This is a genomic window from Leptospira saintgironsiae (genome assembly GCF_002811765.1).
Lineage (GTDB): Bacteria > Spirochaetota > Leptospiria > Leptospirales > Leptospiraceae > Leptospira_B > Leptospira_B saintgironsiae.
The window spans coordinates 108,882-124,468 of sequence record NZ_NPDR01000003.1 but is presented as its reverse complement, the minus strand read 5'-3'; the positions used below and the strand labels follow the sequence as shown (position 1 = coordinate 124,468).

Annotated in this window: 17 protein-coding genes and 1 riboswitch; of the genes, 16 read left to right on the top strand and 1 reads right to left on the bottom strand. The window is 38.5% G+C overall.

Annotation, left to right across the window (positions count from 1 at the left end; translation table 11 throughout):
• Positions 1-163: 163 nt before the first annotated feature.
• A complete protein-coding gene (locus tag CH362_RS08175) occupies positions 164-1,342 on the top strand; it encodes a two-component system sensor histidine kinase NtrB (RefSeq protein ID WP_244280527.1) in 1,179 nt (392 codons plus the stop codon).
• A gap of 45 nt (positions 1,343-1,387) precedes the next feature.
• Here the strand turns inward: CH362_RS08175 and CH362_RS08170 are convergent, their stop codons facing one another.
• A complete protein-coding gene (locus tag CH362_RS08170; protein WP_244280526.1) occupies positions 1,388-2,026 on the bottom strand; it encodes a Crp/Fnr family transcriptional regulator in 639 nt (212 codons plus the stop codon).
• A 136-nt stretch (positions 2,027-2,162) separates the two neighbouring features.
• Here CH362_RS08170 and CH362_RS08165 point away from each other — a divergent pair, with 136 nt between their 5' ends.
• The 15 genes from CH362_RS08165 (at position 2,163) to cobO (ending at position 15,586) form a co-directional block, all read left to right on the top strand.
• Positions 2,163-3,017 carry an SDR family NAD(P)-dependent oxidoreductase gene (locus CH362_RS08165; protein ID WP_100709876.1) on the top strand — a complete coding sequence of 285 codons (855 nt, stop codon included), beginning with the start codon at positions 2,163-2,165 and terminating at the stop codon, positions 3,015-3,017.
• A gap of 96 nt (positions 3,018-3,113) precedes the next feature.
• The gene (locus CH362_RS08160) at positions 3,114-4,136 is read left to right on the top strand and encodes an isopenicillin N synthase family dioxygenase (RefSeq protein ID WP_100709875.1); all 1,023 of its coding nucleotides are present in this window, start codon (positions 3,114-3,116) and stop codon (positions 4,134-4,136) included.
• 104 nt (positions 4,137-4,240) lie between these two features.
• Positions 4,241-4,423, top strand: a riboswitch (cobalamin riboswitch).
• Between the two features lie 140 nt (positions 4,424-4,563).
• Entirely contained in the window at positions 4,564-4,746 is a 183-nt protein-coding gene (locus CH362_RS08155; RefSeq protein WP_100709874.1) for a CbtB domain-containing protein, read from the top strand.
• Positions 4,737-5,552, top strand: a complete 816-nt coding sequence (locus CH362_RS08150) for a CbtA family protein (protein ID WP_100709873.1) — start codon at positions 4,737-4,739, stop codon at positions 5,550-5,552. Before CH362_RS08155 ends, CH362_RS08150 begins: the two co-directional genes overlap by 10 nt.
• Complete coding sequence (locus CH362_RS08145) at positions 5,549-6,739, top strand: CbiX/SirB N-terminal domain-containing protein (protein ID WP_100709872.1); 1,191 nt, start codon at positions 5,549-5,551, stop codon at positions 6,737-6,739. The genes CH362_RS08150 and CH362_RS08145 overlap by 4 nt, the downstream gene beginning before the upstream one ends.
• Before the next feature lie 9 nt (positions 6,740-6,748).
• Positions 6,749-7,123 (top strand): DUF3209 family protein, encoded by a 375-nt coding sequence (locus CH362_RS08140; protein WP_100709871.1) that lies wholly within the window; start codon positions 6,749-6,751, stop codon positions 7,121-7,123.
• 8 nt (positions 7,124-7,131) lie between these two features.
• Complete coding sequence (locus CH362_RS08135) at positions 7,132-7,884, top strand: FAD-dependent oxidoreductase (RefSeq protein ID WP_100709870.1); 753 nt, start codon at positions 7,132-7,134, stop codon at positions 7,882-7,884.
• A gap of 6 nt (positions 7,885-7,890) precedes the next feature.
• Positions 7,891-8,997 (top strand): cobalt-precorrin-5B (C(1))-methyltransferase, encoded by a 1,107-nt coding sequence (locus tag CH362_RS08130; RefSeq protein ID WP_100709869.1) that lies wholly within the window; start codon positions 7,891-7,893, stop codon positions 8,995-8,997.
• Complete coding sequence (locus CH362_RS08125; protein ID WP_100709868.1) at positions 8,998-9,666, top strand: precorrin-8X methylmutase; 669 nt, start codon at positions 8,998-9,000, stop codon at positions 9,664-9,666. It abuts the gene before it with no gap.
• Positions 9,663-10,889 (top strand): precorrin-6y C5,15-methyltransferase (decarboxylating) subunit CbiE, encoded by a 1,227-nt coding sequence (gene cbiE / locus CH362_RS08120; RefSeq protein WP_100709867.1) that lies wholly within the window; start codon positions 9,663-9,665, stop codon positions 10,887-10,889. Before CH362_RS08125 ends, cbiE begins: the two co-directional genes overlap by 4 nt.
• 8 nt (positions 10,890-10,897) lie before the next feature.
• Positions 10,898-11,665: a precorrin-2 C(20)-methyltransferase gene (gene cobI / locus CH362_RS08115; protein ID WP_100709866.1), complete on the top strand. Its 768-nt coding sequence runs from the start codon at positions 10,898-10,900 to the stop codon at positions 11,663-11,665.
• Entirely contained in the window at positions 11,652-12,806 is a 1,155-nt protein-coding gene (locus CH362_RS08110) for a cobalt-precorrin 5A hydrolase (RefSeq protein WP_100709865.1), read from the top strand. The genes cobI and CH362_RS08110 overlap by 14 nt, the downstream gene beginning before the upstream one ends.
• Positions 12,803-14,266: a precorrin-3B C(17)-methyltransferase gene (cobJ, locus tag CH362_RS08105; protein WP_100709864.1), complete on the top strand. Its 1,464-nt coding sequence runs from the start codon at positions 12,803-12,805 to the stop codon at positions 14,264-14,266. The genes CH362_RS08110 and cobJ overlap by 4 nt, the downstream gene beginning before the upstream one ends.
• 7 nt (positions 14,267-14,273) lie before the next feature.
• Positions 14,274-15,056, top strand: coding sequence for a precorrin-4 C(11)-methyltransferase (gene cobM, locus CH362_RS08100; RefSeq protein WP_100709863.1), 783 nt, complete (start codon positions 14,274-14,276; stop codon positions 15,054-15,056).
• A complete protein-coding gene (gene cobO, locus CH362_RS08095) occupies positions 15,053-15,586 on the top strand; it encodes a cob(I)yrinic acid a,c-diamide adenosyltransferase (RefSeq protein WP_100709862.1) in 534 nt (177 codons plus the stop codon). The genes cobM and cobO overlap by 4 nt, the downstream gene beginning before the upstream one ends.
• Position 15,587 lies beyond the last annotated feature (1 nt).

The window sequence follows — 15,587 nt, the reverse complement described above, 5'->3', positions numbered from 1 at the left end:
TCTTTTTTTTTGGGGGAGAAGTCCTAGTTCTTCTTAATTCCTAGAGTAAGTTAGACTATAATTTGTTACTAGGTGGAGTTTAAAATAGTTACATAATTTATTAACAATAGTTAAGAGGAAACCATTCACACTCTCTGTCTTAAATAGCATGGAAGAGAAGGTTATGCAAAGTTGCGATGAAATTCCTCCAAAAATAAACCAGCCATCCGGTTATTTGGAGAAGGATTTTTTACCTAAAGAAATGGGATGGGATGAATGGTACTGCCAGGCGGCACAATTTAAAAATATACTTTATCACTCTCCGAATGGATTTGCGATCATTTCTCTGGAAGGAAGATTTATTAGTTCTAATCCAGCACTTTCACAAATTTTAGGTTATTCTGAAAATGAATTGGTTGGAATGAATTTCGACCATATCACTCATCCAGACGATTTAGAAGAAGATCTTCACTTAAAGGATCAATTCTTAAGAGGACAAATATCTATCTTTAAAAGGAAAAAAAGATACATTCATAAAGACGGACATCATCTCTGGGTCCAGGTAGATGCCACATTAATACGAAATAGAAAGGGAGATCCAAATTATTTTGCGGCCCAATTCCAGGATATTACCAAACAACATGAATTGGAAAAACAACTCATACATTCCCAAAGAATGGAATCGATCGGTTCTCTTGCAGGTGGAGTGGCACATGATTTTAATAATATTCTAACTGTAGTTTTAGGTTACACTACCCTACTAGAAAAGAATTCGGAACACCCCGAAAAGATCTTACAATATTCTGAAATAATTAAAAAGACTGCAGAAAGAGGATCCTCGTTAATTAAACAACTTCTGACTTTGGCAAGGAAAGTAGAATCTGATCTCAAACCTTCTATCTTGAACGATTTATTGTCTGAAGCGGCACATATAGCCTCCTCTACATTTCCCAAATCCATAAGGGTAATTTCTGATCTTCCACAAGATCCTATTTGGGTCCAAGCGGATCATACTCAGATCCATCAAGTTTTTCTGAACTTATTCTTAAACGCAAAAGACGCAATGCCTAACGGTGGATTGCTCTCTATACGATTAAGAATGGAAGAAGGTGAATTCATTTCTCCAGAAAAGACTCAAAAGACTGCAGTGATAGAAATTTTAGATAGTGGGACTGGAATAGATAGAAAAACAATCCGCAAAATATTCGATCCATTCTTCACCACTAAGGAGCCCGGAAAAGGAACTGGCCTAGGACTTTCGATCGTTTATGGTATTTTAGAAAATCATAAAGGAAAGATCAAAGTAGAAAGTGAACTTGGATCAGGTACAAAATTTTCTATCTACTTTCCGGTTCTGGAATAAAAGAAGTCCCGGCCACTTCTACCCTTAAAAAAATTTATAAGAAGTTTATTTTTGTTCCTTCCATATCCTATTTCTAATCCTACTTAAGGACACAGGAGTGATCCCTAAAAAAGAAGCAATATAATGTTGAGGGATACGATTTGCGATATCCTGTTGTTCTTTGATCAGATTCAAATATCTTTGTTCAGGGCTATCCCTAATCCTAGACAAAAACAAATTCATATAAGTATCAAATCTTTCGGCAACATATTCCAATAAAAAATCACGAACCTCTTCATTCTCCCGGTAAATAATTTCAGCATCTTCTCCGCTTAGTATAAGTAATTCTGTAGGCTCTATACTTTCTACACTAAGTTGACTATTTTTATAAGTCCCTCTATAACTATGAATAGAAGTGATTGCCCTGTTTTCTGGAAAAAACGCGATCGTGATATCACGTCCCTTATCTTCGAATTTTAATCGCAGACATCCCTTTTTAACGATGAATATATTTTTGGTATAAACGCCTCTTTTGATGAGTTCAGTTTTTGGTGGGACCTTCTTTTCTTTTAACATGGAAGTATAACGGTCCCAATTTTTTTCCAAACTTGGGATCTTCTTCCTTAGGTTTTCCAGTAAAGGTATCTCATGCATATTGGGGCCTTGGATTCTCACGTATTCAGTATTATAGGAATGAAAAGGCAAGATTTGTTTTGATACCAAACCAGGAATTTAAGATTTTGGAACAAGTTCTCTAATTCTTTATGTAAAAAGTTTCGAATTAGATTGAATAGTTTCTCAAAAGCGGAAACCTTGCCCGCATCGAAGAGAATTTTTCAGTATGTCATTCAGCAGATACAAAGGCAAAAAAGTATTTATTACAGGCGGTTCCGCGGGTATAGGCAAAGGAATTGCAATTCAATTAGCGAAGGCAGGAGCAAGTGTAATTGTTTCCGCCAGAGGAAAATCTAACTTAGAAAAAACAGTCCAGGAATTGAAGTCTGTAGGAACTCCAACAGCAGTCTTCGGATTCGCAGTTTTGGATGTTTCCGACAAAAAGGCTCTTGAAAAAGAAGCCAAAAAGGCAATCCAGACTTTAGGAGGATTGGACCTTTTGATCTGTAGCAGTGGTTTTGCAAAAGCGGGAGAAGCTTCCGACCTGGACGACGAAGTTTATAGAAATTTAATGGATGTGAACTTTTTCGGCCATGTGAACAGTGCACTCGCATTTAGTGATCACTTTTCCAAACAAAAAAGTGGAGAGATCGTATTTTTATCCTCTACTCTTGCGTTCTTTTCCATCTATGGATACGGAGCTTATTCAGCGAGTAAGTTCGCGATCGTAGGCTTTGCTCAAGGTTTCAGACAGGAGATGATGCTCCACGGAGTGAAAGTAAAATTGTTCCTTCCTCCTACAACTGACACTCCTGGTTTAGAAAAAGAGAATACTGATAAACCTGAATTGAGTAAGGAAATTGAAATGGGTTCAGCGTTGAATAGAGTGCATTCGATCGATTCAGTAGCAAAGGCAATCTTAAAATGGATCCCGAACAATAAGTTTATTGGATATACTGGCTGGGATTCTTGGCTCCAATATTTCCTATTTAGGCATTTCCCTGAATTCAGTATTAAGCTTACGGATTCTGAATTAAAAGCGGCCCAGTCCAGACTGGATAAGAAAAAACAAAAAGTATAACTATAGCCAAATCCGTTAAATTGACTTTTTATCCGTTAAAACAGAAATAGGCTTGACCGCTACTTCCGGGAGGAAGAAGATTTAGCAGTCATCCTTATGCAAAACAAAAAATGGAACTCTCTGCCTATATTAGATTTTTCTAAATATTCAGGAGCAGTTACTGAGCGTGAAAATTTTCTGGAAGAATTAAGAGAGGTTTCCCGTGAGCTTGGGTTCTTCTACTTAACCGGTCATGGGATCGATACGGAACTTCCCGAACTCCTTCTTAAAAATTCCAGGGAATTTTTTGCATTACCGATAGAGGAAAAATTATCCATCGAGATGATCCACTCTCCTCATTTCAGAGGATATTCTAGGATCGGGGCAGAAAGAACTTTAGGCCTTCCGGATTGGAGAGAACAATTGGATGTAGGGGCTGAACTTTCTCCAGTTTCCGATCCGGATATTTCTCCTCATTGGACGATCTTACAAGGACCGAACCAATGGCCGGATCGACTGCCCGAATTTAAAAAAATCGTTTTAAGATATCAGAAGGAAGTCACAAATCTTGCGATCCGATTGGTGCATGCATTCTCTTCTGCTCTAGGCCAAGAGCCATCTGTTTTTGATCCTATCTTAGGAGCAAAGGCTCACCAATTGATGAAAGTAATCCGTTACCCGGGAAGAGAATCTACGAATAGTGATCAAGGAGTGGGAGCTCATAAGGATGGAGGTTTTGTAACCGTTCTTTTACAAGACGAACAAGCAGGTTTGGAAGTGGAATATGAGAATGGATGGATCCAAGTGCCTCCGATTCCAGGGACCTTTGTGATCAATATTGGAGAACTTTTAGAATTGGCCTCCAACGGTTATTTACGCGCGACAGTACATCGTGCTCTCGTTCCCTCTTCCGGAACGGATCGGATCTCGGTTGGTTTCTTTTATAGCGCGAGATTAGATGCGAATGTTCCTTTATTACATTTGCCGGAACATTTACAGAAAGAAATCAGAGGACTTACACAAGATCCGAATAATCCTTTATTCTATGAAGTTGGAAAAAATTTATTGAAGAGCAGATTCAGATCCCATCCCGATGTCGCACAACGTTACCATTCCAAACTTTTAGATTCTGTTCTTTAGATCGATCTCTCTTACGTCGCCACGATCAGAATGTGTTTCCATATTTTCTGAATTTCATCCTAAAAAAAGATATACAAATAAACGGATCAAAATAGATCCTAAAATCTCAGACTATTTTTGTAGGAACATAGATGATCTCATCTATGGGAAGACGGTGCAATTCCGTCACGGTACCCGCCGCTGTAAGAGGGACAAAAGGCACAAGATGTCACTGGGTGTTAAACCTGGGAAGACGTGCTGAGTAGGATGATCTCGAGTCAGAAAACGCCTTACAAAAATCCTGAAGCTACGTGATCCAGTCTCGGATGTAAGACAATCTCGTAACTAAACTCAATTTTTTTTTCTTCATACGATGCTTTGGCACGATCTCTCGTGTCTTAATATCGTTTATATCTTGTAAGGTGAAGATCTCTTAGGAGGGATTTTTATGCGCTCGATTTCCGTTTCGAAGGATTTTTCCGGAGCCAAGTTATGGCTTAGAGGTTCCGTTCTAGTTTTGGCTGGGTTTCTCGCTTTTTCTACGATCTATGTAGTAGGTCTGGAACCAATGGTGTATTTGCACGATACATTCCATGATATAAGGCATTCTACGGGTTTCCCATGCCATTAAGATCAGGACTTTCTGATCTATTACGGGCCGGAATATTCTCTGGCCTGGTGTCTGGACTTGTTTTAGGGATCCTGGTTTGTGTTTGGAATCTTCCGTTAATTTTAGAAGCGGAGAAGTTTGAATCCAAATCTGTATCTGAAAATTCTAATATAAGCCATATACATACTCATTCTCACACGCATGGAAAAACTCATTCTCATACAAAGGCTGAATCTAACTTTAGTGAAGAAGCTGAGAATGATAAACTTTGGCAAAAAAGAAATTTTGGAACGTTAGTCGGCTCCATTTTATTAGGAATTTCTTTTGGAGTCCTCGTCTCACTTTGGGTAATCTTCTTCCCTCCAAGCAGATTTATAGAAGGCCCTTCCCTATACAAAGCAATCACCCTAAGTATTTTATTTACGACAGGTGGATTTTTAATATTTTTCGGGATCCCATTTTTGGGGCTTCCCCCTGAATTACCAGGAAGAGTCTCCGGTTCATATGATTATCCTGAAAGACAGGCTTGGTGGTACATCTGCGTTGGTTCCAGTTTAGTAGGAGTTTTAGGATTTAGGGTAGTTCTCTCTTATTTAAAAATTCATAATCTATTGAAGTGGTCTTTCGCCTTAATAACAGTTATATTTTTTGTAGCTCTTCCTTTCTATCTTGGAGTACCTAAAATTTCGGAAGACTTTGCTGCCCCGAAAGAATTGAGGATAAAATTCGAGTATGTGACCTTACTCACAAATCTGATCTTCTGGTTTTTATTATCTTCTTTATTTTTCCTATTTTGGAAACCAAGGCAGGTATTGGGGTTCAAATGAAGCCTAAAATTGCGGTTTTGGTACTAGGCCATGGGAGTAGAGAAGAAAATTCCAATTTGGAATTCGTTTCTCTAGTTAAGGCCTATTCACTTACCCGCCCAGATCTGAAAATTTTTCACGCTTATGTGGAACTTGCAAAGCCGGATCTGGAAACTGCATTAAGAGAAATTTCAGAAGAATATTCTAATATTATAATATTCCCTCTTTTTCTATATACTTCCGGTCATATAAAAAATGATATTCCAATCGTTCTTGATAGGATCAAATCCGAATTTCCGGATCATTCTTTTAAGATAACAAATAGTTTAGGTATCCATTCTAAGATGGTATCCTTACTCAGAAAACGTGCTGAAGAATTTTTACCTCTAAACAAAGAACAATCTTCCAAAACCGGAGTGATCATTGTAAACAGAGGTTCTTCCGATCCGGATGCGAATGGTGACTTTTATAAAACAGTTCGTTTATTCCAAGAAGGAAATCATTTCTCCTTTGTTCTTCCTTCGTTTATAGGGATCACCAGCCCTCTTCTTCCCGAAACCTTAGAGATGGCCTCTAAGTTGAGACCGGAAAAACTTCTGGTGGTCCCCTACTTTTTATTTGGAGGAAAATTGATCCAAAAAATTTCCTCTTTAGTACAAAACTTCTCTGAAAAATTTCCTTGGATCAAAACAGAACTTACCTCTTACCTTGGACCTGATCCAGAACTTTTCTCAGTCATGAATGAAAGGATACAAGATTGTATCTCTGGAAAATTTTCTCTTCCTTGTGATACCTGCGAATACAGAGCACAACTTCCTGGCCTTTCTAAAAAAGTGGGAGGATTAAAAGCTCTTCTTTGGAGTATCCGTCATCTGGAAACTCATAACCAAGCTGCTCCTCATCTATTCCCTCATCGTAATTTACAAAAACATATATTTGTTTGTGAGAATATAGACTGCGCAAGCAAAGGAAGTTCTGCATTAGTCGCACGGATGAGATCCATCTTAAAATTACAAGGAAGGCATTTAGATTTCAAAATTTCTCGCTCTTCCTGCATGGGAAGATGCGGAGAAGGTCCGGTAGTTGTAGTTTATCCAGATGGAGTTTGGTACCAAAAAGTAAGTGTAGAAGATGCGGACGATCTGGTTTCAGAACATCTACTGCAAGATAGACTCGTTTCTCGTTTAGTAGATAATATTATGCAATAGGAATATAATATGGCATGTCATGAAATTGCAGCTTTAAGATTAGGAATGATGAATGTTCTTGGTATCAAGGACGAATCAGTCATCCAACATGAAAAAAATGAAATAGGAACCGAAGCACTCTCTTCTCCCGGGCCGATCCAGTCGTTGACAACTGCAAATAATTTCGATGATCTCATCAAATTTTTTGAAGCAAGTTTAGTAGATTTAGAACAAACAATCTCAAAACTTCCTGCCGGAGATCCTAAATCGGGATATTACACTTCTCTATTGATACTTACAAAAAAAGTAGAATTGGATCTCAAAAATTCCGCCAAATCATTCCAAACCTTATATCTAGATTTAGAAGAGATGCATGATTTCGTGCATGAGATCTACCCTTCTTAGGAGGAACATTGAGCCAAAAACTTCTTAAGTTAATACATAAGGAAAATTTAAACCTTTCCTCGGATCTATATCAATTCGAAAGATCGGATGGTTTTCCTTTCGAGTTTGTAGGAGGACAATACGTTATACTTAATGTCGGAAACGATAATGAGGGGAAGCCTATCAAAAGGGCTTATTCTATTTTGTCTTCCGATTCCAAAACGAATTCTTTTCAAATTTGTGTAAAACGTTTAGGGACCGGAAAAGCATCCAGCATTCTACCTGAATTAAAATTAGGAGAAGAATTGGAATATTCTGGTCCTTGGGGAAAATTTGTAGGAGATCCTACATGGCCTTCTCCAGGTTTCTCTCTCGTTCTTGCAACGGACACAGGCATCACTACTCTTGCAGGACTTCTTCTTTCCAAAAAATTCTCGGGTCGTTTAGACAGCACAATAACAGTTTGGCTCAAAACAAAAGAAGAAGATTTTCTTTCTGAAAATAAACTAAGGGAAATACTCTCAGAAATTTCTAATTTTCCGACTATATTTCAGATCCCGTCCATTTCAGATCCAAATAGGATCTCAAGTGCATTAGAAATCTTTAAATCGATCTTGGGGGATTGTACAGTTCCGGAGAACGCATTCTTAAGCGGAGACGGAAACATCTTAAGAGAAGTAAGATCCGAACTAGTTCGTTTAGGAACCTTAGAGTCCAGGATCGGAATGGAAGCATTCTTTAATACCCAAAGAAATCCATCGCAAGCTGTAAGTCTCGGATAAGTTCAAATGGCAACCAAAGAACTAAGAGAAGGATTCACTACAGGAGCTTGTTCAGCTGCTGCGGCGAAAGCAGCAGTCAGAGTTCTAATCTTAGGCCAAACCATTAAGGAAATCGAAACTACTCTTCCCAACAAAAGAAAAGTTATATTCGAACTGAAACGTTGCGAGATCTCAAATGATAGCGCAGTTTGTAGTATTATCAAAGATGCAGGAGATGATCCAGACTGCACTCACGGTGCAGAGTTAACTGCAGAAGTAAAACTTAATCAAGAAAACAAGATCGTATTAAAAGGCGGAGAAGGAGTAGCGGTAGTCACTAAAGCTGGGCTCGGTTTAGAGATAGGAGAGCCTGCAATCAATCCAGTTCCTAGAAAAAATATTACGGAAATGATATTAGAAGAACTGATAGGCTCAGCATTTTCAGGCGCAGAAGTTACTATCAGTGTTCCGGGTGGCCAGGAGATGGCCAAAAAAACTATGAATGAGCGCCTAGGGTTAATAGGCGGTATCTCAATCTTAGGTACAACAGGTATCGTAAAACCATATTCCACTGCGGCATATAAGGCAAGTGTAATACAAGCAATACAAGTTGCCAGAGAATATGGAGAACAAAGTATCATACTAACTACAGGCGGAAAGTCCGAAAAGTTTGCAATGGACCTTCTTCCTTCAATGAACGAGATCGCATTTATCCAAGTCGGAGACTTTATAGGAACAGGGATCAAGACTGCAATTAAAGAAGATATTCATCATGTGATCATTGTTGGTATGATCGGAAAACTCTCTAAGATGGCCGACGGAGTTATGATGACTCATAGAGGTGGCTCTTCTGTAAACACAAAGATGCTCGCAAATATTGCAAGATCTCTGGAAATCCCTGAAACTGTTTGCAGTAATATAGAATCAGCAAACACAGCAAGGCACGTATTAGATATTTGTAAAGAATCCGGACATTTTTATATCACTACCAGGATCTGTGAGATTGTCTCTAAAAATTGTTCTAAACATGGTTTAGGACTAAGAGTTTCCACTTACATGGTGGATTTTGACGGAACACTATTAGGAAAATTTGAAGCTCCAGAAGGCTGGGGAATCAAAGGAGAAGCTGAATAAATGAATGATATGCGACAAATGACTTCCTTAGGAAGGGAGATCGAAAATAATTCTTTTGCAATCATAGATGAAGAATCAGGAAATCATTCTCATCCTCCGGGTGATTGGGAAGTTGTTAGAAGGATCATACATGCCACTGCAGATTTTGAATATAAAGATTTAACAAAAATCCACCAGAATGCGATCCGTGATGGGATCCAAGCATTAAAAAATGGATGCCCCATCATTTGTGATGTTCAGATGATTATTGCCGGTTTGAACAGTGACCGTTTAGAAACGTATGGTTGTAAAACTTATAGTTTTATTAGTGATCCTGATGTAATCCAAAGAGCAAAAGAAAATAATTCCACAAGAGCCATAGAGTCAATGCGCAAGGCCTCAAGTTCTGGGCTTTTGAATGGAAGTGTGATCGCGATCGGAAACGCACCCACAGCACTTTTAGAAATAGTAAGACTTGTGCAAGAAGAAGGAGTTCGACCTTCTCTAGTGATCGGAGTTCCTGTAGGATTTGTATCTGCTGCAGAATCCAAAGAAGCGTTATTAGATAGTAAATTCCAATCTGAATATTCTATCCCTTATATTCTTACAAGAGGAAGAAAGGGAGGAAGCACGATCGCAGTTTCAATTATACATGCACTTCTACTTCTTTCTACGGAGAAAAAATTTTGAAAGCAGTTACCGTAATAGGGATCGGAGACGATGGATGTGTCGGACTCTCGAGCAAAGCAATGGGTGCAGTCGCAAGAGCGAGAGTACTTGCTGGCGGAGAAAGGCATCTAGATTTTTTTCCTCAATTTGATGGAGAAAGGATCGTTATCAAAAATAATATTGTTCGAACAGCGGAGAAGATCGCAGAACTTTCTGCAGAGCATACGATATGTGTTCTTGCTTCAGGAGATCCTCTATTTTTCGGAATTGGAAATCTGATCTTAAAAAAAGTAGGAAGAGATCATGTGGAATTTATTCCAGCTCCAAGTTCTGTTCAAAATGCTTTTTCCAAAATTGGGGTCAAGTGGGATGACGCTTCTTTTATTTCTCTACATGGCAGACCGATCGAAGGTTTTATTACAAAATTACAAACTATATCCAAGATTGCATGTCTTACAGACGAAACAAACTCACCTTCCAAGATCGCAAAATACTTATTAAATTATTCTGAAACAGATTGGAAAGTATTCGTTTGTGAAAACTTAGGGGGAAAAGAAGAGAAGGTCCGTGAATTCGAACTTGAAACTTTGGCAGAGACTCCAAACATTTCAGACTTAAATGTAATTATACTTATTAGAAAAGACCCGAATTGGAAACCTTATCCACTTCTTCCATTTTTAGGAGAAGACGAATATGCAAAACGTCTTCCGAAAAAGGGACTTATTACCAAAAAAGAAGTAAGAATACTTTCTCTCTCTGCGTTAGAAATCCGACCAGACTCTGTGATCTGGGATATTGGAGCAGGCTCAGGTGCAGTTTCAATAGAAGCAGCCAAGATTGCAAGAGAAGGAAAGGTTTACGCAATAGAAGTAGATTCCGAAGGAATAGAAATTTGCCAGCAAAACATGCTCTCACATAAAACGGATAATGTTTTCTTAATACACGGAAAAGCTCCTCAGGCGCTAATGGACATCCCCGCTCCAGATTGTGTATTCATAGGCGGCTCCAAAGGAAACATGAAAGAGATCATTGAACTTTCTTTCGATAGATTAAGCCAAGGCGGGTGTTTAGTAGCAAATGCAATCACCTTAGACAATGTTGCAGAGGCATACAAAACATTCAGAGACATGGATTTAATCCCTGAAGTGAGCCTGATCAATATTTCCAGAGGCCAAAAACTCGCGGATTATCTTAGATACGAAGCATTAAATCCAATCCATATATTTAAAATTAGGAAATCATAATACATTTTATGTCTGTAAAAACAAAATACGGAAAATTATTCGGGGTCGGAGTCGGCCCCGGGGCGACCGACCTAATCACCCTTAGAGCAGTAAATGTTTTAAATACAGTTCCGGTGCTTGCTATTCCCAAAAGTAGCGAATCACTCCCCTCTTTTTCTTGGAGAGTATGCTCTCCAGTAGTTCAAGAAAGTGAAACACAGGAAAAATTATTCTTACATTTTCCAATGACCAAAGATCCGAACATCTTAATCCCAGCATGGGATAAAGCATTCAAAGAAATAGGATTAAGATTAGAAAAAGGTTTGGATGTTGCATTTATCACGCAGGGAGATCCATCCGTATATAGCTCCTGGAGTTACTTATTAGAAGAGGCTCCTGATAGATGGCCAGGAATAGAAATAGAAATTGTTCCGGCTGTTTCTTCTATCACTGCTATTCCTGCAAGTTTGCTAACACCGCTTGCAGACGGAAGAGAAAGATTCTGTGTTCTTCCCGCAACCTATGGTTTAGAAGACTTGGAAAAACTTATCCAAGATTTTGATACAATCGTTCTAACAAAGGTGGGACAAGTAGTTCCAGAATTAATAAGAATATTAAAAGAGCAGAATATTCTAGAAAATGCAACCTATGTTTCTTATGGAACTACAGATCGTCAAAGGATCGTAAAAGATATTGAGTCTATCAAGAATGAGACCTGTGATTATTTTTCCATGGTTGTCATTTCTATCCGAAAACGAAAAGGCATTTTAAGAGGTATTTCGGATGATTCAGAGTAGAAAACCTTACGCAATCTATGTAATCACTAAACACGGATTAAATACCGGGACAAAATTATTTCATTCCTTAAGCGGCGCGGATATATTCGTTTCTCCAAAATTCATCTCGGAAGCACCGAAAGAATCCAAACTTTTAAGCTTACCAATGGAACCTACATTAAGAGAAAGTTTTATAGAATACGATTGCCATATTTTTGTGATCAGTGTAGGCGCAGTTGTTCGAATGATATCTCCACTTTTGGTTAGCAAGAAGACAGATCCTGCGGTTCTCTGCATTGATGACCAGGCAAAATTTACAATTTGCGTTTTGTCTGGTCATGTAGGAAGAGGCAATTTCTTCACTCAAAAAATTTCTGATCTTTTGGAAAATATTCCAGTAATCACAACTGCTTCCGACGTTTCCGGAACTTTGACTGTGGATATTTTGGGAAGGGACCTGGGTTGGAGTTTAGAAGATCAAGATAGGAACGTAACCAGAGCCTGCGCTGCCGTAGTAAATGAAACTAAAGTTCTATTCGTACAGGAAACTGGTGAGCCGAATTTCTGGTCCCTGGAAAAAGGTCTACCTAAGGGAGTAGAATATTCTTCAAATTTAGAAAATGTAAACCCTAAAGATTACGAAATTCTTTTAATCGCAACTGATAGAACAGACATCGAAACTAAAACTCCAGATATATATTCCAATTCTGTGATCTACAGACCTAAATCCTTGATTTTGGGATTGGGTTGCGATAAGGGAATTCCTACAGATATCGTTGAGAATGGAATCAAAAAAGTATTAAAAGAATATAATCTATCTTTTGAAAGTATAAAAGCAATTTCAAGTGTTGATGTTAAAAAAGAAGAACCTGCATTTTTAGAAATTTCAGAAAAGTATGGCTGGGAATTTGTAACCTTCTCCCCTGAAAAATTGGACCAAGTGGAAGGAATTTCGGAAATTTCTAAAGCTGCGTCAGAATATGTGGGCACTCGCTCTGTAAGTGAAGCTTCTGCTCTTCTTCTTTCTGGGGCTGATAAATTACTAGTAACCAAACAGAAATATAAAGAAACGGAAGGTGGAAAAAACCTAACAGTAGCAATTGCAAGGATCCCATTCCCTACAAGATCGGAAATTCATTCTAAAAGTCTGGAGAAGGTATGAACGAAACTCCAAAAGGAAAATTGAATATTGTAGGAATAGGTCCTGGCAACGATTCCCATATTACTCCTGCTGCGTTATCCGCTATCAAAGAGGCGGATTCCATAATAGGATACACAACTTATATAAATCTTGTAAAACATCATCTAAGCGGAAAACAAGTCACTCGAACAGGAATGACAGAAGAGATCACTCGGGCTCAAACTGCAGTTGAATCAGCGAAGTTGGGACAAACTGTAACATTAATTTCTTCGGGAGATGCAGGCGTTTATGGAATGGCGGGTCTCGTATTCGAAGTTTTAAGAAAGACAGGTTGGAAAAAAGGAGATTCTCCGGAGATCAAAATGATCCCAGGGATTAGCGCGGACAGTTCATGCGGCTCCCTTGTTGGAGCTCCTATGGTACATGATTCTGCCAGGATCTCTCTCTCCGATCTTCTAACTCCGTGGACAGTGATAGAGAACAGGATCGAATCTGCTGCTAAAGGAGACTTTGTAATTAATTTATATAATCCAGCCTCCGGCAGAAGACAAAGACAGATTGTCGAAGCTTCTCGTATCATTAAAAAATACAGACCTGGAACTACTCCAGTTGCACTTGTAAAGAGCGCATATCGTAGACAGGAGAATATTCAATTTTCCGACTTAGATCATTTTTTAGAATTCGAGATCGGAATGAATACAACCGTTATCATAGGATCCTCTCAGTCTTTCGTTTATGAAGGTTTTTTTGTAACTCCAAGAGGATATGGAAACAAATACTCTTTAGAAGATGGTTCTCTAAAGCCTGGGCAAAATAGAGCAGTTTCCTTGAGAACAGAAAATGATCTTGCGAGTAGGATCCCGAAAGAATCACCTTCTCCTAATTTAAATATCACTAAAATACAAGGTGCATTCGTAAAATCAAGCACCACAATTTTCGAACAAGAGAAAGAAGAAGGGATCGAAACCCAAGATTCTTCAGTGGCCACTGCATTAAAGGCATTACAATTTTTAGAAATCTCTCCTCAAAAGAAAGAAACTCAAATATCAGAATTAAAATCTGAAGAAAAAATCCAATATTTGGGACGTATAGGCGGAGCTATTCTTTATAAAAACAACGAAGACTACTATCAGATAGGAAAATTTAAAAAACCCACTGATTTAGAAACATTTGGTTTTTATAATACAATTGAACAAGACCAGAAATGGATAAAACTGAAAATTAAAGACCAGGAAATTGTTTCTAAAAATCAATTCAATACGTTGATTTCCTTTTCTTCAGAAGGTTCACCTGAAGAAATTTATGATCTATTCTCCATTTACAGAAATTCATCCATTAGCGAAAGGCTTTGGAATTATGTTTTAGATAATAGCAAAAAGACTCTCTGGGAAAATAGAGAATACACAGACGCAAGATGGCTAGGACATTCTCCTAAACAAGTTTGGTCTTCCTTCAGAGATAATATTTTAAAATGCGACTGAGAGTATTATGAAAGTATATATTATTGGCGCAGGTCCTGGAGATCCGGATCTGATCACAATCAAAGGTGCAAGACTCGTGGAAACCTGCCCCATCGTTCTTTACACAGGCTCACTTGTCCCACAAAGAGTGATAGAAAGAGCAGCTCCTACTGCAACCGTATTAGATTCTTCTAAAATGACTCTGGAAGATATCATTTCCATCTTAGAAGAAGCTAAGAAGAAGGACCAGGATGTTGCGAGAGTCCATACTGGAGATCCATCTATATTTGGCTCAACAGCCGAGCAGATGAGAAAAATGGATGAATTAGACATCCCATACGAAATCGTCCCTGGAGTTTCCTCTTTTACCGCTGCAGCCGCAATGCTCGGGAAAGAACTTACACTTCCAGAAGTTTCTCAATCCGTTGTCATTACTCGGGCAGAAGGAAGGACTCCTATGCCAGAAAAAGAGAAGTTAGAAACCTTCGCCTCCACTGGGGCTACTCTAGTATTCTTTTTAAGTGTTTTACATATTCGCAAAATTGTAGAAGAACTTATTCCTCATTATGGTAAGGATTGCCCCGTTTCTGTTGTTCAGAAGGCGACTTGGCCGGAACAAAAAATAGTTACTGGAACCTTGGAAAGTATAGTAGCTAAAGTAAAAGAAGAAAAGATCACAGCCACTGCGATCATCTTTGTAGGTAAAGTATTGGACTGCCATGATTTTGCAGACTCCAGACTTTATGCTTCTGACTTTTCTCATAAATTCAGAAAAGCAAATAAGAAACAAATCGTTTCGGAAACCAAATGAATTCTACACCGGACAAAAAGGGACTCATCTTAGTATTCACTGGCCCAGGAAAAGGTAAAACTACCGCGGCTCTAGGAATTTTATTTAGGGCATTAGGAAGAGGAATGAAATGTGGAGTTGTCCAATTCCTTAAAGGGAAATGGGAAACTGGAGAAAGAAAATTTGCAAAAACCATTGAGGATCTGGACTTCCATGTAATGGGACTCGGCTTCACCTGGGAAAGTGATGATCTTGACAGGGACAAAAAAGCAGCAAGATCAGCCTGGGAAAAATCCTGCGAGATGATATTTTCAGAAAATTATAAAATACTCATATTAGATGAGATTACTTATGCTTTTCATTATGGATGGCTTACTCCAGAAGAAGTCTCAGAAGTTATAGCTAAGAAGCCTGAAGATCTTCATATTATTCTTACAGGAAGAAATTGTCCCAACCTTTTAACGGATATGGCTGATCTAGTTAGCCATATTGAATCGCCCAAACACCCATATAAAAATGGGATCCCCGCTCAACTTGGGATTGATTATTAAG